Origin of the sequence: Flavobacterium tistrianum (genome assembly GCF_003254545.1) — a bacterium.
GTDB lineage: Bacteria > Bacteroidota > Bacteroidia > Flavobacteriales > Flavobacteriaceae > Flavobacterium > Flavobacterium tistrianum.
In genome coordinates this window covers 457,253-484,180 of record NZ_QJRH01000072.1, presented here as the reverse complement: position 1 = coordinate 484,180, position 26,928 = coordinate 457,253, and the positions used below count along the sequence as shown (strand labels likewise).

General features: G+C 34.2%; 21 protein-coding genes. 10 read left to right on the top strand and 11 right to left on the bottom strand.

What is annotated here, in order from left to right:
- Positions 1–274 precede the first annotated feature (274 nt).
- From DMB71_RS22260 to DMB71_RS18910, 3 genes are all read right to left on the bottom strand, one after another.
- Positions 275–400, bottom strand: coding sequence for a hypothetical protein (locus tag DMB71_RS22260; RefSeq protein WP_262510414.1), 126 nt, complete (start codon positions 398–400; stop codon positions 275–277).
- Positions 401–514: 114 nt separating this feature from the next.
- Positions 515–1,240, bottom strand: coding sequence for a tetratricopeptide repeat protein (locus DMB71_RS18915; protein WP_111368900.1), 726 nt, complete (start codon positions 1,238–1,240; stop codon positions 515–517).
- Positions 1,241–1,242: 2 nt separating this feature from the next.
- Positions 1,243–1,827 (bottom strand): RNA polymerase sigma factor, encoded by a 585-nt coding sequence (locus DMB71_RS18910; RefSeq protein WP_111368898.1) that lies wholly within the window; start codon positions 1,825–1,827, stop codon positions 1,243–1,245.
- A 131-nt stretch (positions 1,828–1,958) separates the two neighbouring features.
- Between DMB71_RS18910 and DMB71_RS18905 the strand changes: the two genes are divergently transcribed.
- From DMB71_RS18905 to DMB71_RS18885, 5 genes are all read left to right on the top strand, one after another.
- Complete coding sequence (locus tag DMB71_RS18905; protein WP_111368897.1) at positions 1,959–2,258, top strand: hypothetical protein; 300 nt, start codon at positions 1,959–1,961, stop codon at positions 2,256–2,258.
- Positions 2,259–2,440: 182 nt separating this feature from the next.
- Positions 2,441–3,424, top strand: coding sequence for a hypothetical protein (locus DMB71_RS18900; RefSeq protein WP_111368895.1), 984 nt, complete (start codon positions 2,441–2,443; stop codon positions 3,422–3,424).
- A gap of 112 nt (positions 3,425–3,536) precedes the next feature.
- A complete protein-coding gene (locus DMB71_RS18895) occupies positions 3,537–5,489 on the top strand; it encodes a PKD domain-containing protein (RefSeq protein WP_111368894.1) in 1,953 nt (650 codons plus the stop codon).
- A gap of 136 nt (positions 5,490–5,625) precedes the next feature.
- A complete protein-coding gene (locus DMB71_RS18890) occupies positions 5,626–8,262 on the top strand; it encodes a CHAT domain-containing protein (RefSeq protein WP_111368892.1) in 2,637 nt (878 codons plus the stop codon).
- A complete protein-coding gene (locus DMB71_RS18885) occupies positions 8,207–8,644 on the top strand; it encodes a retropepsin-like aspartic protease (RefSeq protein WP_111368890.1) in 438 nt (145 codons plus the stop codon). The genes DMB71_RS18890 and DMB71_RS18885 overlap by 56 nt, the downstream gene beginning before the upstream one ends.
- 74 nt (positions 8,645–8,718) lie before the next feature.
- On the opposite strand, the gene DMB71_RS18880 is transcribed toward DMB71_RS18885, so the two are convergent.
- The 6 genes from DMB71_RS18880 to DMB71_RS18855 form a co-directional block, all read right to left on the bottom strand.
- Complete coding sequence (locus DMB71_RS18880; protein ID WP_111368889.1) at positions 8,719–9,957, bottom strand: TCR/Tet family MFS transporter; 1,239 nt, start codon at positions 9,955–9,957, stop codon at positions 8,719–8,721.
- A gap of 168 nt (positions 9,958–10,125) precedes the next feature.
- Positions 10,126–13,302, bottom strand: a complete 3,177-nt coding sequence (locus tag DMB71_RS18875; RefSeq protein WP_111368887.1) for an efflux RND transporter permease subunit — start codon at positions 13,300–13,302, stop codon at positions 10,126–10,128.
- A gap of 90 nt (positions 13,303–13,392) precedes the next feature.
- Positions 13,393–14,460: an efflux RND transporter periplasmic adaptor subunit gene (locus tag DMB71_RS18870; RefSeq protein ID WP_111368885.1), complete on the bottom strand. Its 1,068-nt coding sequence runs from the start codon at positions 14,458–14,460 to the stop codon at positions 13,393–13,395.
- A 12-nt stretch (positions 14,461–14,472) separates the two neighbouring features.
- Positions 14,473–15,804 (bottom strand): TolC family protein, encoded by a 1,332-nt coding sequence (locus tag DMB71_RS18865; RefSeq protein ID WP_111368883.1) that lies wholly within the window; start codon positions 15,802–15,804, stop codon positions 14,473–14,475.
- A gap of 92 nt (positions 15,805–15,896) precedes the next feature.
- Positions 15,897–16,496 carry a TetR/AcrR family transcriptional regulator gene (locus DMB71_RS18860; RefSeq protein WP_111368882.1) on the bottom strand — a complete coding sequence of 200 codons (600 nt, stop codon included), beginning with the start codon at positions 16,494–16,496 and terminating at the stop codon, positions 15,897–15,899.
- 107 nt (positions 16,497–16,603) lie between these two features.
- Complete coding sequence (locus DMB71_RS18855) at positions 16,604–17,125, bottom strand: YceI family protein (protein WP_111368880.1); 522 nt, start codon at positions 17,123–17,125, stop codon at positions 16,604–16,606.
- Positions 17,126–17,391: 266 nt separating this feature from the next.
- Between DMB71_RS18855 and DMB71_RS18850 the strand changes: the two genes are divergently transcribed.
- A complete protein-coding gene (locus DMB71_RS18850; RefSeq protein WP_111368878.1) occupies positions 17,392–18,366 on the top strand; it encodes a polyprenyl synthetase family protein in 975 nt (324 codons plus the stop codon).
- A 76-nt stretch (positions 18,367–18,442) separates the two neighbouring features.
- The gene (locus DMB71_RS18845) at positions 18,443–18,796 is read left to right on the top strand and encodes a hypothetical protein (protein ID WP_111368877.1); all 354 of its coding nucleotides are present in this window, start codon (positions 18,443–18,445) and stop codon (positions 18,794–18,796) included.
- A gap of 28 nt (positions 18,797–18,824) precedes the next feature.
- Here DMB71_RS18845 and DMB71_RS18840 read toward each other — a convergent pair whose 3' ends face one another.
- Positions 18,825–19,391, bottom strand: a complete 567-nt coding sequence (locus DMB71_RS18840; RefSeq protein ID WP_111368875.1) for a hypothetical protein — start codon at positions 19,389–19,391, stop codon at positions 18,825–18,827.
- Positions 19,392–19,441: 50 nt separating this feature from the next.
- Positions 19,442–20,008, bottom strand: coding sequence for a hypothetical protein (locus DMB71_RS18835; RefSeq protein ID WP_111368873.1), 567 nt, complete (start codon positions 20,006–20,008; stop codon positions 19,442–19,444).
- A gap of 116 nt (positions 20,009–20,124) precedes the next feature.
- Here DMB71_RS18835 and DMB71_RS18830 point away from each other — a divergent pair, with 116 nt between their 5' ends.
- From DMB71_RS18830 to DMB71_RS18820, 3 genes are all read left to right on the top strand, one after another.
- On the top strand, positions 20,125–22,902 hold the full coding sequence (locus DMB71_RS18830; RefSeq protein WP_111368871.1) for a 2-oxoglutarate dehydrogenase E1 component: 2,778 nt from the start codon (positions 20,125–20,127) through the stop codon (positions 22,900–22,902).
- 98 nt (positions 22,903–23,000) lie between these two features.
- Positions 23,001–24,254 (top strand): 2-oxoglutarate dehydrogenase complex dihydrolipoyllysine-residue succinyltransferase, encoded by a 1,254-nt coding sequence (odhB, locus tag DMB71_RS18825; RefSeq protein WP_111368948.1) that lies wholly within the window; start codon positions 23,001–23,003, stop codon positions 24,252–24,254.
- Between the two features lie 218 nt (positions 24,255–24,472).
- A complete protein-coding gene (locus DMB71_RS18820; RefSeq protein ID WP_111368870.1) occupies positions 24,473–26,926 on the top strand; it encodes a TonB-dependent receptor in 2,454 nt (817 codons plus the stop codon).
- The last annotated feature ends 2 nt before the right edge of the window (positions 26,927–26,928 follow it).

Sequence of the window (26,928 nt, the reverse complement as noted above, 5' to 3'; positions counted from 1 at the left end):
CGCGGATTGTCACGGATTTTATTTTTGTCACGCTGAGCAGAATCGAAGCCCAATCTTTGTGGATTCTCAATGCAATCCTTCGACTTCGCTCAGGATGACACAAAGAAAAACCTCTGTCAAAGTGTAAAACTTTAACAGAGGTTTGAATAATAACAACCTATTTTTTGTCATTCTGAGGAACGAAGGATCTCACAAGAAGCTTCGAGGAGAAAACCCCCATTTTTTCTCTCGATCAGCTAGTGCGATCCCTCGTTCTCCAGTACGACAGACAGGGTTATTTTCCTGTTTCTATATATAGCAAAGCGCGTTCCAAAACTTCATCTTTGCCTTGTTGAATGCCCAAAATTGTTGGTTTTACTTCAATATCGGGTACAATTCCTACACGTTGGGTTTCTTTCATATGGATAAACTAAAAAACAAATTCCTTTAAAAAGAAAATCGAATTTAGAACTAAAATTCCAAATTCGATTGAGGTTTCCCGTAAACGGATAAAATTTTTCTTAATAATTAGAATTTAATCCAATTCTTCTAGAAGCTGTTCTACTTCGTCATAATCTTCATAGTCTTGCGAAATAGTCTGTAAAATGGCTTTACAGTCGTCATATTTTCCTTGTTTGAGTTTAGACAAAGCCAGATTCCATTTTGCTTTTTCTTTATAAACAGAATTTCCTGCTTCCAATTCTTTAAAAATGGTTTCCGCTTTTACGTATTTGCTTACCTGCAATAAGGATACGGCATAGAAATATTTAATTTCATCTGAATTGTTTTCTTTCAGAATCATTTCAAAAATCGGAATTGCGGTTTCATATCTTCTCCCATTGAAATTATTCTCAGCTTGTTTTAAAATAGCTTCAGACACACCTCTTTCTGTAAAATACGCGCTTTCTGGATGGTTGTAATCTTCAAAGTTTGGATAATGCTTATAATCAAAGAAAAACAGCCCAAACATAATAATTATAGATGCCGCTGCCGCAAAATACCACGGTTTAAGTGAAGCCACTTTGTGTTGTTTATTATTGAAATATTTATCTGAGATTTTGGTCAAGTTTTCTTTGAAGATTTCTCTCTCCTGTTCCTGTCCGAATTTATTCTCCAATTGAAAATGCATTTCTTTGAAACTTTCAAATTCTGATGCCAGTTCAGCATCCTCAGATAATTGTTTCTCAAAATTGTGTTTTTCATCAACGGTCAGTTCGCCTTGAAGATATTGGTCAAATAATATATAGCGTTCTTCGTTCATGATTAATTGTTTTTTAAAGAGTTAAAATTTTTCGCTTCTTGAATCCATTGCGTCAACTGGCCAACACATAACGATTTCTTTTTTCGGACATAACCGTAAGTTACGTTGAGTTTTTGGGCTACATCTTCCATTGATTTTAGAGAAAAACTGAGTTTCAAAACTTCTTGGCATTTCTCTCCCAATTTTTGAAACATGGTTTCGAAAAGCTTCTGTTTTTCATCAAATTCTTCAGCTTGAGCAACCAATTCGTGAGCAGATTCATTGATAGATACCACATTCTCATAAATTGTTACCCCTTTATTGGCAGAATTTTTCAATTCGTTCAACCAACGTCTTTTGCACAACAAGAAAAAATAGGCATCAAACGGACAAGTCAGCTGGAGTTTTCCGGCTTTCGCCTGATTAAAAAGCAAAATCAAGATTTCCTGAATCACATCCTGCGCATGATCCTTATCTCCAGAATTATTGGTGATAAACTGAACGACTTTGGGCGCAAACTTTTTATATATCATTTCGATAATTACAGAATCGTTTGCTACAAGTCCGTCGATATATTTTTGATCAGGATGAATTTTATTTTGATCCATAAAAAAACATTTTACAGCTAATTTAAAAAAAAGAATCCTAAAAATTCTCAAAAATAAGAGGTAACAATATTACAATCAATTGTATATAATGAAACAAAAGTCTTTTAAAAACCTTTAAAAAATTAAAAGAAATGGAAAGTTATCAATTTATAGATGAAAAAAACCTAGACCGTTTTTATGAAATAATTGCCACCAAAACACGTGATGGTTTTGTAATTACAGAACAAAGCGAAAAACTGCCTTATGTGGTTTTGTCTAAAGAGAAGAAAACCATAAACCATTCATTCCATCTATTTCTAAGCGTCCTCACTTTTGGTCTCTGGATAATTGTCTGGATTTATCTTATTCTAAAATTTTCCCGCAAAAAAGACATTTTGGTTGCCGTTGACGAAGATGGAAATCTGTTTGAAGACAAATGCATTTCCATTTAAAAAAAAAGAGGGTAACAAATTTTCAAGTCAATTGATATAACGATATAAAAGCCTTTTAAAAATATTTTTTGAAAAGAAGGGTAACAAAATAAAAACCGAATTGATTTAACATTAAAATTAATTAACCAAATCTGAAAACTACTTGAAAACATTCAAGCCAGATTTATAAAAACTAGAAAATTATGAAAACAAATTTTAAAAAAATCGGACTTTTAATATTAGCAATGGCAGCATTTGCAAGTTGCGACAATAGTGACGGAGAAGATATCAAACTTTCGCCACCTACTTCAGCTGCCTTTAAAAGCATTAGTGAAAAAGGAGTAAAAAGAAACACGCAAAATTTTACTATGACCGCAGGAAATGGTGTTGTGACCTTAACTTCGGCAAAGGGTGTAAAGCTTTCCATTAACGGAGATTGTTTAACCAAAAACGGAAATCCAGTTACAGGACAAGTCGATATTGAATACATCGAACTTTTTGACAAAGGAAATATGTTGGTTACCAACAAACCAACTATGGGAATTACAACAGACGGAAAGAAAAATCTCTTGATTTCTGGAGGAGAATTCTTCATCAAAGCAACTCAGGGGGGAGTCGAATTGCAAACTTCTTGCAGTATGAATATGATTGTTCCAACTGCATTGACAAATGGTTTGGATAACTTAATGACTTTATGGACTGGAGTTATTGATGAAGATGGCAATTTGGCTTGGAGGGAAGCAAAAGCAAATGCCGATGGAACTGATGGAAAAGGCGGTGTACAAGGTGAATTAAACAATTATTATGTGACTTTCGGTAAATTCGGTTGGACCAATGTAGACCGTTTTTACCACGATCCAAGACCAAAAACAACTCTTTTGGTCGATGTTCCAGACGGATACAACAAAACAAACAGTGCCGTTTTTCTTTCCTACGATGGAGAAGGCAAAAATGCACTTGCTCAATTAGACACTTATACAGCTGAAGGATTGTTTAGCGAACATTATGGTCAAATTCCGATCGGGTTAGCGTGCCATATCATTTTTGCAACTGAAGATAATGGCAACTGGCGCTATGCTATAAAAGGAGTGACAATTTCTGCAAACGCAGTTTACAACTTTACTTTAGCCGAAACAACAGTCGGCACCGAAGCTCAACTGGTTGCTGCAATTAATGCCATACAGTAACTTCTAAATGCTTTTTTTGAGAAAAAGTGGTGATTTGCTCATCACTTTTTTTTACATTTAATCTTGTTTGAGATTTCATTCAGAAATTTTTAAACCTCAAAACTATCTAGTTATGAAACCACAACTGTCTATTTTCTTTATTCTATTTTCTATTTTTTCGATAGGACAAACCAAAGTGAAAGACACCATAACGCGAAGAGCCAATATAGGTTTTATTCAAAACGGAAATCAGGTTTCTTTTAAACCAGAAACGCCGCCTTTGATTCCGATTGCGGGTGCGCCAAAGCCAAGCTATTCTTATTTATGGGAATTGGGAGACGGCCATTACAGCAAAGAAGCCGAACCTAAACATGTTTATAAAAACAAAGGAACTTACACTACAAGGCTTGCTGTAACGAATAATTACGATAACGGAAAACCTCCAGCAACTCGTCCGAAAAAAGTCGTCATAAACGATATTACAGATACCAATTATAAAGACATTGCGTCTATTGCCGATCAGAATGGTTTTGCGATTATTAAAAACTGTGATCCAATTCCAGAACAGGAAATGGTAATTGTGGTGAGTTATCAGAATCTTGAAAATTATGTTTCTAGCGGAAAGCTTTATTTATTTTATAATGAAAAGCAATTCAAACACAACAATTTCGAATTAAGTGATTTCAGAACCTACGCTGGCGAACGTGAAGTAAAGGATAATCTAGTTGCTTCAATTGAGGATTTAAATGACTCAAATACTTTTTTGGCTTCCGCCGAAGGGAATTTCAAAACCAAAAAATATAGAAATACTACGACTGAAGAAGATTTGGATGCTTCGCTTTTGGATGCCCATAAAATCTATCACAATGTTTCTATTTTAGAATTTGATGATGCAAATCCTGGAGAAACTAGAAATATTTTTTACACTTTCAAAACAACTCCCGAAATGATAAAAGACACCAGTGCAACGGTTACCATGCGAGGAATTTATGTCCCAAATAGAAGCTATAAAAACCATAAAGTGAAAAATCTGGAAATGGAAATCGTAACTTCTCACGATCCAAACAAAATGGGCTCTAACGGAAGTTTTATGAATTACAGATTGGTTCGTTTTAAAAGAGTAAATTTTAAAACCCGTTTTCAGAACAATGGCGAAGGTCCTGCGAGAAAGATTCATTTAGAAACCGATGTTCCTGACATGTTTGACAAAAAAACTTTTCAGATTGAAAGCATGTATCCCGAATGTCCGATTTGCCCAAAGGGAGAAGAACCAACTATTAGCTGTCTCGATACGATCATCAAACAAAAACAGATTATTTTTACTTTTAAAAACATTTATCTTCCTGGAGGCGAACAGAAAAATGTGCATGAAAAAGATTCTACAAAAGGTTTTGTAAAATACTCGATGAAGTTTGGCGAAGATTTTCATAAAGTAAAAACCAAAAGCCGAACCGCCATTATTTTTGATAAAAACGAACCTATTATTACCAATTATGCCACTACCCGATTCCTTCCTGGAATTTCGATTGGTGCAAAAGCAGGTTATAATTTCTATCCTGATTTAGATAAATCGACAAGCTATTTTGTCGGCGCTACGCTTTCGCCTTTTAAATCGTATCGTTTTTATTGGCAAGTAGAATGGGAAAATGCTTTAAATAAATACGATAGTGAAGTAAACGTATCGGAAGAATTTAATACAAATGCCAACGGAACCAGACAATTGGTACGCACTACGACGGCCACCGAAAATAAAAATGTCAATTGGGAAGTTCCTGTTTTAGTTCGATATAACATTAACAATTATATTGGAGTTGGAGCGGGAATTCAGGCGAATGTAAATGTGTATTCAGAACAAAATCAGACGATCACAGTCGATACTTATGAAGGCGATAAAGGGAACTTTTTAATCAATTCGACTACGAGTTCTAATACGATAAAAAACAATTTCTCGGGTTTTAAAACTGGACTCTTATTTGATTTAACCGCTGGTTTTGCCAGAATCGGGCCAAGTTTGGGCGCGCGTTATGTGATTAATTTTGAACAGAATTTTAATTATTTTCAGGTTTATGGAATCTGGAAGTTTTAGTTTTTTACCATATAAGTGATATAAGTTCATATTAAAATGACTTCATAAAGTTTTAATATATTTATAAAAATGAAGCCAAAGAATTGAAAACTTATATTAACTTAATGATCACCAAAATTATGCTCAACAATATAATATGAACTTACATCACTTATATGGTTTTATTTTCCTTTTCCTGTGTCTGAATGTTTTTGGGCAAAATCAGGAAGATAAAATCTATAATGCTGTTGATAGTTTTACCACAAATCCTTCCGCGGAAGCGTTACAGAATTTAAGAAACATTGAAAGTGATTTTTGGAAAAGTGCAAAGCCTAAAACCAAAAATGAGCTATTGGCGATTGTCATTTTAAATTGTAACAAAGCGTATTATGAAAATCAGTTTGGACAGAATTTGGATGCCGTAAAAAGCTATGAAAAAGCTTGGATGATTTATCAGAAAAACAAACTTAAAAATTATGATATAATTGAATTTTGCCTGAAACCTTTGGGCAATTTGTATACCGTTTTGGGCGATTATGAAAATGCAGAAAACACTATAAAACAATATTACTTTATTGCCAGTCAGGAGAAAAACAAATCGCAAAAAACTGCCGCAATTCTTAATCTTTCAAATGTTTATCAGAATACAGGAAACGTTTATAAAGCGATAGATTTAATTGAAAAAACAATTCAGACCGAAAAACTTTCGAATAAAGAAAAAGGGCTTTTGCTGAATAATTTAGGAACAAACTATGTTTTATCTTCTAAAAAAACTGAAGCAGAAACTTCATTTTTGAAAGCCATTTCTCTTTTAAAAAATGACAAATCGCAAACCGAAACTTTGGCAAATGCGTATCGAAATCTGGCACAACTGAAAGTAAATGAAAATGATTTTGAAAAAGCATCAGAATATTTTGAAAAAGCCAAAACTGAATTCAATAAAACACCGAACAGAGAACCTAGAAAAATTGGACAGTTTTATTATGAAGCCGCTTTTATTGCTTTCAGCGAAGGAAAATTAGTGGACGCGCAAGAAAATATTACGTTAATATTTAAAACACTTCTTCCGTCCTTTTCGAAGTCTAAAAACAGATTACCAAATCAGAATTCGCTTTATGCGGAAACCGTTTTATTAGATGCTTTAGATCTGCAAGCTTTGATTTTTTTAGCTGAAAATCAGCCGAAAAATGCATTAAAAAGTTTCGGGCTTTCTTTTAAAATTGAAGAAATGATCCAGTCGCTTTTGGTTTATGAAAATTCTAAAATTATAACGCAAGTCAGAAACCGAAACCGTACTGAAAAATGCATCGAAATCTATCTTTCTCTTTTTGAAAAAGAGAGAAAAAAGAATTATCTGGAAAATGCTTTTCTGCTTTCGGAACAAACAAAATCTATTGTTTTAAAAAATCATTTGAAAAACTTAGAAACGATTTCACGAGAAGAAAAACTGATTTTACAGCAATTGCAAAATTGGAATACTACAATTTTAAAAGAACAGCAAAAATTGGAATTGGCTGATATTTCGAAAATCAATGAAGCGGTTAAAAAACAGAATGAATTGATGCTGCTTTTGAAAACAAAACAAGGTAAAGCATATTCAAAAAAGAATTCTAGCTTCGATCTTTCTGGACTTTATGCCAAATTAGAAAAAGACAATGCCATATTAATAGAATACTTTTTTGGAGCTCATTGCATTTATAATTTTACTCTGGAAAATAAAAAAATTGCACTACATAAAATTGAAACCGAAAAAAATGCTTTTCCTGAATTGCTTTCTTTTATCGGACTTTTCAAAGATCCTTCGGCTATCGTAAATAATCCGAAAAAATATAATTTGCTTGGAAATAAGGTTTATCAGAAACTTCAAATTCCAAAAGTTGAAAAGCATAAAAATTTGATTATCATTCCAGATGGAATATTGTCTTTTCTTCCTTTTGAAGCATTAATAAATGAAATTTCAAGCACTTCAAATTTTACCAAAATGCATTATCTGCTTGATAAGTTTGATGTTGCCTACAACAATTCTGCAGAATTATATTTGAATGCAAATCCGCTTTCAAATGGCAAAAAGAATATTTTAGGCCTTTTTCCTATTTTCGAAAAAACCAATTATGAACTTCCGTTTTCAAAAAATGAACTGCAATCGATTAAACATAATTTTGACGGACAGTTTTTTGAGAATAACAATGCTGATTTCTCAAACTTTAAAAATAATGCAATTGGGAAATCGATTATACACCTCAGCACACATGCTTCTTCGGGCGATCTGGAAACTCCTGCGAGTATCAAATTCTACGATCAAGAAGTTTTATTTTCCGAATTGTATAATTTACAGTTCAATCCTGATTTGGTTGTTCTGAGCGCCTGCGAAACAGGAATTGGAAAACTTTATAAAGGCGAAGGCGCCATGAGTGTAGCAAGAGGTTTTCAGTTTGCAGGAGCGCAGAATCTTTTGTTTTCTTTATGGAATGTCAACGATTATACAACTTCTGTTTTTATGGATTATTTTTATAAAGATCTTAAACATAATGCTTCTTTTGTAAAAGCAACCGCAAATGCAAAAAGAGAATTTTTACAAGATGAAAACATTCCAAATGCAAAAAAATCACCTTATTACTGGAGTGCTTTTGTGTATTACGGCACTCTTGAAAAGCCTGAAAAGCAAACCAATTATATCTTATATTTCATTAGTTTTTTGGCGGTAATTGGCTTATTTTTGGGTTTCAATCATTACAGAAATGGAAAATCTTCACGAAATTCTCAAAATAGAGAAATACAAAAAAATAAAGTTTAAAATCACTAAAACCCAGCATTTACAAATAAAGGCTAAAATAAATGGCGTTTCTGGCAATTTCATTTTAGATACCGGCGCATCAAATACTTGTGTGGGTTTTGAGTGTATTGAACGTTTTGAACTTTCTGCAAAAAATTCTAAAACAAAAGCTTCTGGCGCGGGAGGAACTGGAATGACAACACAGATTTCGTCTCAAAATAAACTGCAGTTAGGAAGCTGGAAAAGCAAAGATTTTAGCATCGTGATTTTTGATCTTTCTCATGTTAATGAAGCTTTAGAATCTTTTAAAGCAAAAGCTGTACACGGTATTATTGGTGCCGATGTTTTACTGGAAGGAAAAGCGATTATTGATTATTTTAACCATTATTTGTATTTGAAATAATGAAATCCTAAATCCTAAACTCCAAATAAAAAAGTCTTCAGTAAAATGAAGACTTTTTAGTTTTATAGTATTTCTTAACTCTCGATTTCTGTTTTCTGAACGGCGTGTTTTTTCAACGAAAAATAAGCCACAACTGTGCTCAGCAACATTAAAACTCCACCTAAAATAAAAGGCGCTCCTGCAAATTTAAAAGGCGCATCGTCATGAGTGAAAAAGTAAAATGTATTGGCCATCATTGGTGGACCAATAATTGAAGAAGCACTCATTAAACTAGTTAAAGTCCCTTGAATTTCTCCTTGTTCGCTTGGCGCTACTTTACTTGCTACAACAGATTGCAATGCTGGACCGGCAATTCCGCCAAGGCAATACGGAATTAAAAACACAAACATCATCCAGCTTTCTGTTGCAAAAGCAAATAATAGCATTCCGATTGTATATAAAGCTAAACCAGTGTAAATACTTTTCTCATTTCCTATTTTCGGATTGATGTAACGAACCAATCCTCCTTGCACCACTCCAACTAATAAACCAATAATTCCCAATGAAATTCCGATCATTCTTTCGTTCCAATTAAATTGATAGATAGTGAAGAAACTCCAATTGCTTTGCACAGCATGAGAACCAACATACAGTAAAAAAATGGCAACAATTAATCCGATTAGTGTTGGGTGTTTTCTTAATCCTGAAATAGCTCCGATTGGATTGGCACGTTTCCAGTCGAATTCTCTTCTGTTTTCTTTTTTTAATGATTCTGGCAAAATGAAAAATCCGTAAAGGAAGTTAAGCATACATAAAATTGCAGCAGCGTAAAAAGGAACTCTAGATCCGTATTGTCCTAAAAGTCCACCAATAACGGGTCCTATGATAAATCCTAATCCAAAAGCAGCGCCTACTAACCCGAAGTTTTTAGCTCTGTTTTCAGGTGTACTAACATCTGCAATATAAGCAGAAGCGGTTGTGATACTCGCACCTGTTACTCCAGCAATAATTCTTCCGATAAAAAGCCAAATAATAGTTGGTGAAAATGCTAGTAATAAATAATCTAATGAAAATCCGAAAAGGGAAATTAAAATAATAGGTCTTCTTCCGAATTTATCACTCAGATTTCCAATAACGGGAGCAAATACAAACTGGGTTATCGCATACGCGAAAGTTAACCAACCGCCTATTTTTGCAGCTTCGCTGATGTCACCATGAATCAATTCTTCGATTAATTTTGGTATTACAGGAATAATAATTCCCCATCCTGTAATGTCTATTAACATGGTTATGAAAATAAAACCAATTGCTGCTGACTTGTCTTTTTGTAGCATAATATTTTTTGTAAGGTGATGCAAATAAACGAAAAAGCTGACATTTTTTTATATTGTCTTTTTAATTCAGGATAAAAAAATCCCAAATTCCTAATTGAAGGAACTTGGGATTTTTATGGTGAAATTCCGAATTCGGGCTCGGAATTTCACTATCAAAAATTAAAACTATTAATGAGTGTGTTTAGGATTGAAACCGTCTTCGCTTAATTCTGCTGGCGTATAATCTGCGTGCATTTCAGCTTCATAGTCGATTTTTTCTCCTTTAGAGAACTTACGGATAATTTTCTCCATAATATCATAGATTACAGGAACTACGATTAACGTAAGGAATAATGAAGAAATCAAACCTCCAATAATTACCCAAGCCAATCCGTTTTTCCATTCAGCTCCTGCTCCAGATGCCAATGCAATTGGGAACATACCAAATACCATCGCAATTGTTGTCATCAAGATCGGACGTAAACGTGCGTGGTTTGCTTGGATTAGAGCGTTTCTGATTGATTCTCCAGCTGCTCTACGCTGATTGGTATAATCGACAAGCATGATCGCATTCTTACACACCAGACCAATCAACATGATTACCCCTAATATCGTAAAGATATTTAAAGTATTGTTGGTTAAGGCAAGCGCAAATAAAACCCCAATGAACGAAAGCGGAATAGCAAACAATACAACAAACGGGTGAACGAAACTGTCATACAATCCAACCATTACAAGGTAAACCAAAATAATAGCGGCTAATAATGCGATTCCTAAAGTACCAAATCCTTCAGATTGGTTCTCTTGGTCACCACCCCAGATGTAGTTAACTCCAGTTGGTTTTTGCAATTTATCTAATTTTGCTTGCCATTGCTGAACGATTGTTCCTGCTGGCACCCCAACATTCTGTCCTTGTACGGTTACAGAAGCTGTTTTATCTCTACGCTCCAATTTACTTGGTCCAGAACCTTCTGTAATTGTCGCGAATTGGTTTAATTTAATCTGTTGACCAGCATTGTTGATGAAAATCAAATTACTAACGTCTGTGATATTTTTTCTATCAAATTCGTTGTATTTAATGTTGATGTCATATTCGTATTCACCAGCTCTAAATTTACCGTCTGTATTACCGCTATAAGCTGTCTGCATGGTTAAACCAACTGTTTGAAGCGTTAGTCCTAAAGCAGCCATTTTATCTCTGTCAACTTGAACGTTGATCTCAGGGTTTCCATCTTCAACTGTTAATTTAATCTCAGTTGTTCCAGGAATGGTGCGTAATTCAGCTTCGGCCATTTTAGCAAATTTCATAGCACTTTCTACGTTTGGACCTGTTACGATCAAACCTAAAGTTGCATCTTCAGCAGTACCTAAGATACCTACAGGAACTGTTTTTACTTTTGCACCAACTAAAACTTTCTCCAATTTACGTTTCACTTTTGCAGCGTATACGTTGGCGTCATCTGTACGATCTTTTTGATCGATCATTTTAACGTCAATCTCTGCTTTATATGCAGTTGCCTGAGCTGCTCCTAAACCTTCACTGGTTTGACCAACTGTTGTAATTTGGCTGAAAACATATTTCTCTCCTTTTAAGAAAGCTTCTGCTTTTTGCGTCATAAAGTTGGTTTGCTCTAACGAAGCATCTTTTGGCATCTCGATTTGTACTAAGAACTCACCACTATCAGATGAGGCGAAGAACTCTCCTCCAATATATCCACCTCCCATTAACCAGAAGATCGTACCAAAGAACATTACTATAATAACCACCATTGTTTTAATGTAGTGATCTAAACACCAGTTTAATAAATGAGATACCCAGTCAGTAAAACGAGTCAAATAGCTTTCAAATCCTAAGATAATTCTTCCGAAAAGATTTTTACCTTCAATATGCTCTAATTTTCCGAAACGTGATGATAACCACGGAATAATCGTAAATGAAGCCAATAACGAGAACATTGTAGAAATAATTACCGTAACACAGAACTGTGTAATAATGTTCGATACTAATCCTGTACTCATCGCAATCGGTAAGAACACCACCACAATTACTAATGTAATCGAAGTTACGGTTGCACCAATTTCGGCAGTTCCGTCATAAGCGGCACGAATTCGGCTTTTACCCATCTCCATGTGTCGGTAAATATTCTCCAATACCACAATCGCGTCATCCACAAGAATACCAACTACAAGAGATAAACCAAGTAAAGACATTAAGTTGAGCGTGTAGCCCAACAAATAAATACCAATAAATGTAGCAATCAAAGATGCTGGAATAGATACCATTACGATTAACGAGTTTCTAATACTGTGCAAGAAGAACAACATTACGAATGCTACCAGAATAACCGCAATTAACAAGTCATGTACAACAGAATCTGCTGCTTCAAGAGTAAAGACTGTACTATCTTTTGCTACTTCTAATTTTAATTGAGCCGATTTATAATCGTTCTCTAAAGTTTTAATTGTTTTAATCAATTGCTCACTTACCGCAACGGCATTCGCATCTGATTGTTTTACAATTTGAAGTACAATCGCACTTTTTTGATCTACACGCGCAATTTTCTCTGCGATTTTTTGCGTATCCTGAACGTCTGCAATTTCACCTAAACGAATTTGAATTCCGTTTTGAGAAGAAACCACTAAGTTTCTTAATTCGTCAACATTTTTATATTTACCCGCTAAACGGATTAAGATTTTTTGGTTACGAGTTTGGATGTTACCCGTTGGGAAATCCAAGTTTGAACTTAAAATAGTTTGTTGCACTTGTGGAACAGATAATCCGTAACCTTGCATTTTTACTGCATCAAGGTTTACCTGAATCTCACGTTCTTGACCACCAATAATGTTTACCTGAGCAACCCCTTGTACACGAGATAAAACTGGAGCAATCTTTTTATCGATCAAATCGTAAAACGCTGCTTCGTCCATTTTTCCATTCGCACCAAGCGTCATAATTGGTAAATCACTCAAAGAGAATTTAGTCAATGACGGCGGATCCGCATCGTCTGGCAAGTCACTCAAAATCGCATTAATTTTACGCTGTGCATCGTTCATCGAAATATCAACATTCGCGTTTGAAGTCAATGTGATCGATACAATCGAAAGACTCTCATAAGATTTCGAATCGATTTTTTTGATATTTTCAAGAGACGCAATCGCATCTTCAATTTTCTTTGTTACTGTATTTTCAACCTCACTTGGAGAAGCTCCAGGATATACAGTTGAAACCGTAATTACGTTGGTTTCGAATTTTGGGATCAGCTCGTAGCCTAATTGGCTGTAACTGAACAATCCACCTAGTGTTAGAATTGTAAACAATACAATTACCAACGACGGACGTTTTATGGATATTTCGGCTAATTTCATATATTTTTTCTTTATGCTTTAAGCTTTAGGCAGTAGGCTTTAAGCTTTGAAATTGCTTAGAGCCTATAGCTTATGCTTATAGCCAAATAATTATTTAATAATTTCTACTGTATTTCCGTCTTGTAGGTTGATTTGACCTGTAACAATTACAGTTTCTCCGTCATTTAAACCATTGATGATTTCAACTTTATCTCCTAAGATTCTTCCAGCAACAACTTTTCTCAATTTAGCAACACCGTTTTCTACAACAAAAATTTCGTTACTGCTCACACTTCCAACAAATGCATTTCTAGGAACCACTTTTAAGTTTTGTTCTTGGCTTTTAGCACCAAAGTTTGCAGTTCCGTACATACCTGCTTTTAGGTCGTTGTTAGCGTTGTTTGTAATTTCAATTTCAACAGGGAAATTTAAAGAAGCATCTGCTTTTGCAGCAATGAAAGTAATTTTTCCGCTAAATGATTTATCAGGATAAACACTCGCTGTAATGTCTACAGTTTGTCCTAATTTTAAACTAGCAACTTGAGTTTCGTTTACTGTAACAGTCAATTTTAATTTAGAAACATTTACAATATCAAATAAAGCAGTTGCAGGCATTCCAGCTAAAATAGATCCTGGTTCGATGTATTTTTTATTGATGTATCCATTGATTGGAGCTTTTACTCTTGTATCTCCAACATTAATTTTAGCTTGAGTATAGTTAGATTGAGCATTAGTTAAAGCTAATTTTGCTTGATCTAATTGTTGTTTTGTAACACCGCCAGTTTTGAAAGCGTTTTCATATCTAGCATAATCAGATTTTGCATTTTGATATGCTGCTTCAGCTGCTTGAGCATTTACATTGATAACATCACCTCTTACTGTTAAAAGAGTTTGACCAACTCTTACATAGTCACCTTCTTTAACTAAAACACTAATTACTTTTCCAGATTTTTCAGCAGAAAAAGTTAATTCCTGAATTGGTGCGAAGTTTCCGTTTGCAGTAAAACCTAAGTTAACATCTTCTGTTTTTACTGTAGCCACTTTTACAGAAACTGCTGCGTTTTTTTCTGCTACAATGGCAGTTTTCGCTTCGTTTTCTGCTTTGTTCTTATTTAAAATGTAGCTAACTCCAAAAAAAGCTACAATTATGATTACGACTGTTATAATTATTTTCTTCATTGTAATAATTTGTTATTTAGTAAGAGATTTAAGTTCGCCTTTCGATTTGATTAGAGATATTTCGGCAATTTTATAATTTAAAACTGCTCTTGTAAAGTTATTTTGAGCTTCAAGAGACGCGTTTTCTGCATCTAGCAAATCGGTTAAAGATGCTAAACCTTGAAGGTAATTGTTTTTGGTATTGCTTAGAATTTCTAACGCTAAACGCATATTTTCTCTCTGATTTTCGATAGTCACAAGATTGTTATTAATCTGCGTCATTGCATTTCTATAATCTAAATCAAGAGAAAGTTTTGTGTCTTTGATGTCTTCTTGTAATTCTCTGATTTGAACATCAGCTTGTCTAACTTTTGCACGAGTTCCGAAACCTGTAAAGATTGGCACGTGTAAGTTTAAAGCAATTGCAGAGAAGTCTGACCAATACACTCCTTTTTCTGGTTTTGCAAACCAAGGCATATTAGGTCCTTGTCCGATATAATTATAGCCTGCAGACAATGAAAGTGTAGGATAATAACCTGCTTCGACCGCTTTTTTATTGAATACTAAAAGTTCTTCTTGTTTTTTCAAAAGCAAATATTCTGTTCTGTTTTCAATATTTGGCTCTTGTGTTAAAGCAGCTGGCACAACTTCAAATTCTTCTTTTGGCATAACGATTTGAGTTTCGATAGGCATACCCATGTAAAACTTTAATGCATTTTCCTGTAACTCGATTTGATTTTTAACCTGCTGACGATCTGTATCAATGTTAGACAGTTTTACGATAATACGATCTAAATCAATTTTTTTAGCTAAACCATTATTAAACTGCCCTTGAACAATATCACGAACTTTTTGTGTATTTACGTAGTTACTGTCTAATAAAATAAGTCTTTCTCTTTGCACATAAACTGAATAGTAGTTATTTGCAACTCTTTCAATAACTTGTTCTTCAGTTAACTGATCATTTATTTGATAAAACTCACGAGTTGTTTTTGCAGCTCTTAAACCTGTAAAAACAGATTGATCAAATAATGCTTGCGTTAAAGAAACACCCGCAGTCGATGTCCATTTTTGTCCAAACGCAGCCTGAATTGTAGTTCCTGGCGCACCAAATGCTGCTCCATCAATAACTGTTGTCTGAATTACCGGATTATACGTTAAGCTTCCGTTTGCACTAATTTGCGGTAAAGCTCTCGAACGTATTTCCTGAATCTGATACTCACTATTTTCTACCTGAAGCTTTGCTTTTTTAGCATCTGCTTTATTTTGGAGCGCATAATTGACAGCGTCTTTCAGGGTTAAAGTGGTTTGTGCGTTGACAGACAAGCCAATGGTGCACAAAAATATAATAAGGATTCTTTTCATAAGTAGTTAAATATTTATTTTTTAAATTTTGAGATAGTATCGCCATTTTCCATCCTCACTCAGAATAATGACGATTAATATATTTGGATGAATTAATTATTTATTCTTTTTAGCTGCTTTTCTAATTCCTCTACTCCTTTTGCGGTGGCCATTGCACGGGTATGATATTCTAATGCTTCCAGCTCAATTCTTTGCGCCTCACTTTCAGAAACCGTATTTTCGTTTATATGAAAAACCAGTGTATAATAAAACTTGACATAAACCTCTATATTCAAATCGCTTCTGTAAAGACCTTCACGAATTCCCTTTTCAATATTTTCTCTAAACATCTGTGTACATTGATCAATTTCAAATGAAAGGATATTTTGATAAATCTCAGGGTAATGCTTCTTTAACTGATAAATTGGAGACGTGTCTATGTTATTTTTAAACATGTCACGGAACATTTCTCTGATCTCAAAATTTTCATGAATAGCATTAAAATTCTTTGCTATGATGGTATCCATGATTTCGTGTACTTGGCCATGAACCAGCGAAGTGCTTTCTTCAATCAGAACTTCTTTATTGCAGAAATACTTGTAAATCGTTTTTTTAGAAATACACATTTCACCTGCAATATCGTCCATTGTGACACTCTTAAAACCAAGCTTTAAAAACAACTCGCTTGCTTTTGCTATAATCTTCTCTTTCATTTTAAATTCTCGATTGCATCACAAATATACTTTGGAAACTAAAATTAAAAAAATAGTTTCCTGTTTATTTGTAATAATTTTACATCAATTTATTGATTTGGTAAGATTTATATGCTAAATTCTAAATTTGCTATAAGTTTAATGTCTTTTCCTAAGGCTGCACCCGAAGTATGATTGAAAGAACTGTAATCTAAACCAAAGTCCTCACGTTTGATGTTTCCTTTAATTTCAAAAGCTACTTTCTTTTCTCCGTTATAAATATTTTCTCCTAGAAACTCAGCATCCAATTCAACTACTCTGGTGATATCTTTTATAGTTAAATCTCCTTTGAAAAAATTAATGTTTTGATTTACTTTTTGAAATGAAGTCGATTTGAAACTGATAATCGGATGCTCATCTTCTTCAAAAAAATCCTGAAGCTGCAAATAAGCATCTATAGATTGGAAACTTTCATTTTTATTATTGATGTCTAATGAGAATTCGACAGAAGCATCTTCAATCTCATTGTCTTCAATATTCACATATCCATCAAATTTATTTGAGTCTCCTCCCAAATAAGCAGTTCTTGATCGTCTCATTTCTAATAAAACATCTGACTGGCTTGAATCTAAAGTCCATTTTGTTTTCATAAATAGCTGATTTAATTGATTTTAAGAATCATTAAAACTCGTCATGGAAACTTTTTTAGTGTTCTTAGTTTCCATTTTATCGCTGCAAATATAGACAGGAAACTCTGAATACCAAAAAAGTTTCCAAGTTTTTTGCGAAAAATTTTAACATCTTAGAAATGAGACGGATTAAAAGCCTGTTTAAGGTGATTCATACGCTTTTAACATTTCATCCTTAGAAATTCATATTTGAATTGTATCTTTGAGCCGCGAAATCAGAATTTATTATGCACGATATTAGTCAGTACCAAGATTTTTTCATCAATTATCTACAAAGCCAAAACATACATAAAGAGCCTAAAAATCTTTACGAACCAATAGAATACATTTTAGGGCTTGGCGGAAAACGTATCCGTCCAGTTTTAACTTTAATGGCCGCAGAGGTTTTTGATACTGACTATTCGATTGCGCTTCCGGCTGCAATGGCAGTTGAAGTTTTTCATAACTTTTCGCTAGTTCATGATGATATTATGGACGATGCGCCTTTGAGAAGAGGACAAGTTACAGTGCACGAAAAATGGGATTTAAACACTGGAATTCTTTCTGGAGATGCCATGCTGATTTTAGCTTACCAGTATTTTGAGCAATACGAGCCGATTGTTTTTAGAAACCTTGCCAAATTATTCAGCAAAACAGCGCTTGAAGTTTGTGAAGGACAGCAATGGGATGTAGATTTTGAAACTCGTAAAGATGTTACGATTCCGCAATACTTAAAAATGATTGAGTATAAAACAGCTGTTTTGGTTGCGGCTGCCATGAAAATGGGTGCCATTGTGGCAAAAACTTCTGAAAAAGAAGCGGATTTAATTTATGATTTTGGATTAAATTTAGGTTTGGCTTTCCAACTTCAAGACGATTATCTAGATGCTTTTGGCGACCCAGAAACATTCGGAAAACAGGTTGGAGGAGATATTATAGAAAACAAAAAAACGTATTTATATCTGAAGGCTTTAGAATTTTCTTCTGATGAAAAAGCTTCTGAATTAGAAAAATTATTCACGCTTCAACTTGACGATAATTCAGAAAAAATAGAAACTGCCAAAGCCATTTTCAACGAATCTGGAGCTTCAAAAGCTACTCAAGAAGCTATTGAAATGTATACTTTAAAAGCCTTTGAAACCTTAGAAAAAATGGATATTAATTCTGAAAAAAAAGATATTCTAAGAACATTTGGAGAGAATTTAATGGGGCGTAAAGTTTAAAAAATAGCAATTTCAAAAATCAATTTCAACAACAAATTCTACAATCATAAATCAGCAATCTAAAATCTAAAATCATATGTTTGTAGCACCAGCAAATACCGAATCATTATTAGCGCAAGCACAAGCAGAAACTTTATATCTGAATCTTATTGAACAGCTTAATAAAGATTTTAATCTGGCGAATGAAGGAATTGATTTTCCGTTAAGCATCTCGCCAGACGAATTGAAAATTCAGCTTCACGAAAAAATCTACCGAATGATTCAGTACAAATTTGCTGAATATTTAAACCTACTTTACATTATTGACGTTCCCGAAAATGAAATCAAACAACTAGATGGTTCTGATTTAGTCATTCTAGCTGAACAAGTTGCTTTCTTAATTTTAAAAAGAGAATGGCAGAAGGTTTGGTTTCGCAACTATTATAAATAAGGGGCTGAGGTGCTGAGATGCTAAGGTTCTAAGGTTTTTTCTCATTGGGACGAACAATATTGTGCAATTTTTCTAATTCTTCAAAAAGCCCAAAATACTGTGTGTCAATTTTACTTCCAATAATTTGAAAACGACCACATTTAAAACAAATCTTTGCTATTCCAATCGTTTTTTCTTTCTTTTTAAAAATAAAGATATCGCGATATTCAGGAACACATGCATATGCACTCATCTGCAGAGAATCTTTTTCGCTGAATACATTTTCAATTTCCTTTTGCTGTTTAATTGTAAGATTGGATTTCTTATAATTATGACTTAACAAAATTTCTTCAAAATTCTTTTTAGGAATACTGTCAGGAAAATATCCCATAAATAAACCTTCAAACTCCTTCTCTTTTTTTGATTTTTTACTTTCTCCTCCAGAAATAATTATACTATCAAGAGTATAGTTCACAAAATAATGATCAATTTTATCCGAATCAAAAAAAGGTCGTAATTCTTTCTTTACAACCTTCTCTTTATTAATATCCGCTTTTTTAGAATTGTTACAGCTTAAAAGTACAATTGCCGTAATTATAAAAATAAATTTCTTCAAATTTTCGTTTTTAAAACCTTAGAATCTTTGCATCTCAGAACCTTAGCAACTTAGAAATAAACTCTCACAAAAGGCATAAATCCAGAGCCGTAAAGACTTTTATTAGGATCATACAAAACATCGTAACGCGCTCCAATAGTCACATTTCCTGTTCTATAACCTGCTCCGAGATATAGTGCAGTATTCCAATAACTATCTGAATAGGAAGGATAATAACGACCATAAATATCATATCCTGCTTCATATTGGCTATCGACTCTTACTTGCTCTAATTCAGCTGACAATTGGATTTCGGGGATTGGATTTACTAAACCTATAAGGCTCCCTCCCCAAACGAAAGATTCGTAATAATTTTTTTGATATAAATAGCCAAATTGAAGACCTGCTCCAACTGCTACAATTTCGTTAACATTATAAATGGCGCTTGGCATTACAGAAATATTGGTGTACCCTGAACCAAAACCGAGACCTAAACCGCCTCCAAATTGAACTTTTTCCCAAAAATGGTTACTGTTGTCTATGACATATTTTTGTTGCGCAATACTATAACTTGAAAACAAGACCGCCAAAATCACAAAAAAATATCTGAAATCGATTGAAAATTGAATTTTATTCATAGTTAACGTTTATTTTAACAAATTTTTACGTAAAAGTACGTAAAAAAAAGATTTAAATAAATGCGATTGTTGTACTTTTGCCTTTCTATATAACAAAAAGTATATTCACTCATATTATGGATAGGTTTTCATTTTTAAACGCAGCGCATACTGAGTTTTTTGCACAATTATACGATCAATATTTAGTTAACCCAGACAGCGTTGAGCCTAGCTGGAGAAGTTTCTTTCAAGGTTTTGACTTTGGACAAACGACTTATAATGACGAAAATCCGGTGCAAACAATCGTTGAGTACGTGACTAGCGATAACACAGATTATAGTCAGATTTCTGAAAAACTAAAGAAAGAATTTAATGTTCTTAAATTAATTGACGGATACCGTACGCGCGGGCATTTATTCACGAAAACAAATCCTGTTCGTGACCGTAGAACTTCATCTCCAACTTTGGATATTGAAAACTTCGGATTATCTACAGCAGATCTTTCAACTGTTTTTGATGCCGCTCAAACAATCGGAATGGCGCCTTCTTCATTGCAAGATATCGTAAATCGTCTAAAAGCTATTTACTGCCAGCATATCGGTATTGAGTATATGTACATTAGAAATCCTAATGTGGTAAAATGGATTCAGGACAAATTAGCTGTAAATACAAATCAGCCAAACTTCTCTTCTGACGAAAAGAAAACAATCTTAAATAAATTAAACGAAGCTGTTTCTTTTGAGAATTTCCTTCATACTAAATATGTTGGACAAAAACGTTTCTCATTAGAAGGTGGAGAATCTATCATCCCAGCTCTTGACGCTTTAATCGAGCAAGCTGCTGAAAAAGGTGTTGAACAATTCGTAATGGGAATGGCTCACCGTGGTCGTTTGAACGTTTTGGCAAACATCTTCGGAAAATCAACTCAAGATATCTTTGGTGAGTTTGATGGAAAAGATTACGATCAAGAATATTTTGATGGTGACGTAAAATACCACTTAGGTCTTACTGCCGACAGAAAAACAAGATCTGGAAAAAGCATCAACATCAATTTAGCACCAAACCCTTCTCACTTAGAGACTGTTGGAGCTGTTATTGAAGGTATTACAAGAGCAAAACAAGAAAGACATTTCCCAGAAAATATTTCAAAAGTATTGCCAATCGCTGTTCACGGCGATGCTGCTATCGCTGGTCAAGGTATTTTGTATGAAATCATTCAGATGTCTTTATTGGACGGATACAAAACTGGCGGTACAATTCATATCGTGATCAACAATCAGGTTGGATTTACAACTAACTACTTAGACGCTCGTTCTTCTACTTACTGTACAGACGTGGCCAAAGTAACGCTTTCTCCAGTATTACACGTAAATGCTGATGATGCTGAAGCTGTTGTTCACGCTGTATCTTTTGCATTAGACTACAGAATGCAGTTTGGACGTGACGTATTTATCGATTTATTAGGATATAGAAAATACGGACACAACGAAGGTGATGAGCCACGTTTTACTCAGCCTGTTTTATATAAAATCATTGCTAAACATAAAAACCCAAGAGACATCTACGCAGAGAAATTACTTTCTGATGGTGTAATCGATGCTTCTTATGTGAATGCTTTAGAAAAACAATACAAATCTCAATTGGAGGAGAACTTAGAAGCTTCTCGTAAAAAAGATTTGACTATCATTACTCCATTCATGAAAAACGAATGGGAAGGTTTTGTTCAGGTTACAGATACGCAAATGCTTCAAAAAGTTGATACTTCTTATCCAAAAGAAAAATTAACTCAAATTGCAAATGCGATTTCTAATTTGCCTGAAGACAAAAAATTCATCAGTAAAATTCAAAAATTAATCAACGACAGAAAAACAATGTTCTTCGAAACTAATCTTTTAGATTGGGGAATGGCAGAACATTTAGCATACGGATCTTTATTACAAGAAGGTTTTGATGTTCGTATTTCTGGACAAGACGTAGAAAGAGGAACTTTCTCTCATCGTCACGCTGTAGTTAAGGTTGAAGATTCTGAAGAAGAAGTAATCTTGATTAATAGCCTTGAAGACAAAAAAGGAAACTTTAATGTTTACAACTCTCACTTATCTGAGTACGGAGTTTTAGGTTTTGATTACGGATATGCATTAGCAAGTCCAAAAGCTTTAACAATCTGGGAAGCACAATTTGGAGATTTCTCTAATGGAGCTCAAATTATGATTGACCAATACATTTCTTGCGGTGAAGACAAATGGAACAACCAAAACGGTATCGTTCTTTTATTGCCTCACGGATATGAAGGACAAGGTGCTGAGCACTCTTCTGCAAGAATGGAGCGTTACTTACAGCTTTGCGCAAGACATAATATGTATGTTGCTGATTGTACAACTCCTGCTAACTTCTTCCACTTATTAAGAAGACAATTGAAAACGAATTTCCGTAAACCGCTTGTAGTATTTACACCAAAAAGTTTACTTCGTGATCCAAGATGTGTATCTCCAGTAGAAGATTTAGTAAACGGAAGTTTCCAAGAAACAATTGATGATACTACAGTAAACAAAAAAGATGTTAAAACATTAGTTTTCGTTACTGGTAAATTCTATTATGACATTACTGCAGAAAGAGAAAACAACGGAAGAAAAGACGTTGCTGTTGTTCGTATCGAGCAATTATTCCCTTTCCCAGTTGAGCAGATTAAAGAGATCATTGCAAAATATCCAAATGCAGATGATTACGTTTGGGCTCAAGAAGAACCTAAAAACATGGGAGCTTACAGCTATATGTTAATGAACTTTGATCTTGTAAAATGGAGATTGGCTTCATTAAAAGCATATTCTGCTCCTGCATCAGGAAGTTATACACGTGCTAAACGTCGTCATGCAGATGCAATTAGAATGGTATTCGATAAAAATTTATTTAGATAATTAAAAAAATAATTGTTTCAAGTTTCATGTTCCAAGTTTCAAGTCTAACAACCTGAAACATGAAACATGAAACGATAAAAACCTTAAACAAAAACAAGATGATTTTAGAAATGAAAGTCCCATCACCAGGGGAATCAATAAAAGAAGTTGAAATTGCAACTTGGTTAGTAAAAGACGGAGATTATGTAGAGAAAGATCAGGCTATTGCTGAAGTTGATTCAGATAAAGCTACTCTTGAATTGCCTGCTGAAATGAGCGGTGTAATTACACTAAAAGCTGAAGAAGGTGATACAGTTGCAGTAGGTGCTGTAGTTTGTTTAATTGATACAGATGCTGCTAAACCAGCAGGAAGTGGATCTGCAGCTCCAGCAGCAGAAGCGCCAAAAGCGGAAGCACCAAAAGCAGAGGCTCCAAAGGCTGAAGCTCCAAAAGCAGAACCAGTACAAGCTCCAGCAGCAACAAGTTATGCTGCAGGAACTCCATCTCCAGCAGCAAGAAAAATTTTAGACGAGAAAAATATTGCTCCAGCTTCTGTAACAGGAACTGGTAAAGGTGGCAGAATTACTAAAGACGATGCAGTAAATGCAACAGCTGTAGCTTCAATGGGAACCCCAACTGGAGGAAACCGTGGAACTGAACGTACAAAATTATCTATGTTACGTCGTAAAGTAGCAGAAAGACTAGTTTCAGCTAAAAATGAAACAGCTATGCTTACTACTTTCAACGAAGTAAACATGACTCCAATCAACAATATCCGTAATGAATACAAAGATGCTTTCAAAGCTAAACACGGTGGTTTAGGTTTAGGTTTCATGTCATTCTTTACAAAAGCAGTTACAAGAGCACTTCAATTATATCCAGATGTAAACTCTATGATCGATGGAGATTACAAAGTAGGATACGATTTCTGTGATATCTCTATCGCTGTTTCTGGACCAAAAGGTTTAATGGTTCCTGTTGTTCGTAATGCTGAAAACTTAACTTTCCGCGGAATTGAAGCTGAAATCAAAAGATTGGCTTTAAGAGCTCGTGATGGTCAAATTACAGTTGACGATATGACTGGAGGAACTTTTACAATCACAAACGGTGGTGTTTTCGGAAGTATGTTATCAACTCCAATCATCAACCCTCCACAATCAGGAATCTTAGGAATGCACAATATTATTGAGCGTCCGATTGCTGTAAACGGAAAAGTTGAAATTCACCCAATGATGTATGTGGCTCTTTCTTACGATCACAGAATTATCGACGGACGTGAGTCTGTTGGTTTCTTAGTTGCTGTAAAAGAAGCTTTAGAAAATCCATTAGAATTATTAATGAATGGCGATGCTAAACGTGCTTTAGAGTTGTAATTTTTAAGTAATTTTCGACAATATAAAGGCCTGTTCTTTCATGAGAACAGGCTTTTTTTTGCTTAAAATTAGCTTAAGATTGACTTAAGATGTTAATTTTTTACATTAATGAAAATTTTAACCTTTAAAAAATAATTTATTTAGAATAAATAAAAACAACTTGTTTGATTGCCATCCAGCAATTAAATTTGCACTATCAAAATTAATTCTAAATAAAAATGAAATTAAAATTTACGATTTCTGTTTTAACATTTTGTTTTTTCCTGTTGATCGGAAATACGATCATCGCACAAGAAAAAGCTACTATAAAAGGAAAAATATCTTTAAATAATAATGAATCTCCTGAGGGAATTTCTCTGGCTTTAAAAGGTACAAGATTTGGAACAACTACCGATGAAGAGGGTAATTACAAAATAAAAAATGTTAAATCAGGAACTTATCTCCTAAAAGTTTCAGCTGTTGGTTATAACTCATCAGAAAAAAAGATTACCATTACAGAAGGACAAGAATTAACTGAAAACTTCAATCTTACTTCAAATTCAGAAGAATTAACAGAAGTAGTTGTAAACGGTCGTAAAAATAGCTTCGTACGCAAAGACAATCAACAAGTTTCTAGATTACCTCTTAAGAATCTTGAAAATCCACAAGTATATACTACAATTACGGGATCAGTTTTAAAAGAACAAGTGGTTACAACATTTGATGATGCCTTAAAAAATGCTCCTGGCGTAACACAACTTTGGGCTTCAACAGGTCGTGGCGGAGATGGAGCCAGTTATTACTCTTTAAGAGGATTCCCTGTTCAAGCAACTATTGTAAACGGTGTACCAGGTTTAACAAATGGTAGTTTAGATCCTGCAAACATTGACAGAGTAGAAATTATTAAAGGCCCTTCTGGAACTTTATTTGGAAGCAGTTTAATTTCATACGGAGGATTAATCAATACTACAACAAAAAGACCGTACAAAGGATTTGGCGGAGAAGTAAATTATACCGCTGGAAGCTACGGATTAAACCGTGCAACTGTAGATCTTAACACATCTCTTAACGATGCAAAAACACTTAATTTTAGAGTAAACTCAGCATACAACAAACAAGAAAGTTTTCAAGATGCTGGATTCGTAGAATCATTTTTTATTGCTCCATCATTATCGTACGAAGTAAATGACAGATTATCATTCTTAGTCAATACCGAATTCATGAGCAATGAAACCACAAACCCAACAATGTTGTTTTTAGATAGAGCGAATCCGTTAAGAGTTCACAATATTGCTGAATTAAAATACGACAATAATCGTTCTTACACAAGTAACGAATTAACAATCAAAACGCCTTCTTACAATATTCAGGCGCAAATGAATTACAAGCTTTCTAGTCAATGGACTTCTCAGACTATTTTCTCGACAAGTAATGCTAAGTCTACTGGAAATTATGCTTATTTATATGAAGGAACTAGCAATAAGATGTTTTCTTCTATTAAGGAAGGTATAGTTTTAGCAAGATTTTTCAATTACCAAGACAACAAAAACACTACTTTTGATATCCAACAAAACTTCATTGGCGATTTTAAAATCGGAAATATGAGAAACAGGCTTGTAGTTGGTTTAGATTACTACAACAGAGTTGCTCTCGATCGCGGGACAGGTTATTTTGGAAACGGATATGTTTATATTGGAGACGATTTAGCCTCTTTCAATGCAATCTTTGGTCCTTCAAATGGTGACACGGGAGATTTAACAAAAGCTGGATCTGACGCCATTGTAGGAAACGCTCCAAGAAACAACAATAAAACAAAACAAGAGGTTTACAGCGCCTATTTTTCTGACGTAATCAACTTCACTCCTGCTCTTTCTGCAATGGTAAGTTTACGTGCAGATCGTTTTATAAATAGCGGAGATGTTTCAACTGACGATGATAACTACAACCAGACTTCTTTATCTCCAAAATTCGGATTGGTTTATCAGCCAATCATTGATAAGGTATCTATTTTCGCAAACTACATGAATGGTTTCTCAAATGTGGCTCCCGGAGAAAACGTAAATGGAACAGTTAGAACTCCTGTAACATTCGACCCTGAGCATGCCAACCAAATAGAATTTGGTACAAAATTGAACATTTTTAAAGATAAAATTTACGCTACTTTAAGCTATTACGATATTAAAGTTTCAAACATGGTTTATAGCGTTAGACCAAATGCAACTGACGTGACAAACTATCAAGATGGTGCGCAACACAATAAAGGTTTTGAAGCTGAATTTATCGCTAATCCAATTACCGGTTTAAATATTATTCTTGGTTACAGCTATAATGATGCAACTCTAACAAAAGGAGATGCTGACTTTGTAGGATTCAGACCAGAAAGTGCGGGAGCTTATAACTTGGCAAACTTATGGGCAAGCTATAAATTCACTAATGGATTATTAAGAGGATTTGGTGTAGGATTCGGAGGAAATTATGTTGGAGATAACAAAATCATGAACAGAAAAGTTTCAGGAACATTTACAATTCCAGAGTACACTGTCCTTAATTCTTCTTTATTTTACAATACTGAAAGATTTGGAATCACACTAAAATTAAACAATATCACAAACAAAGAAATCTATGACGGATGGTCAACAGTACATCCAAAAGATCCTAGAACTTTCGCTGCAAGTTTTACTTACAAGTTTTAATA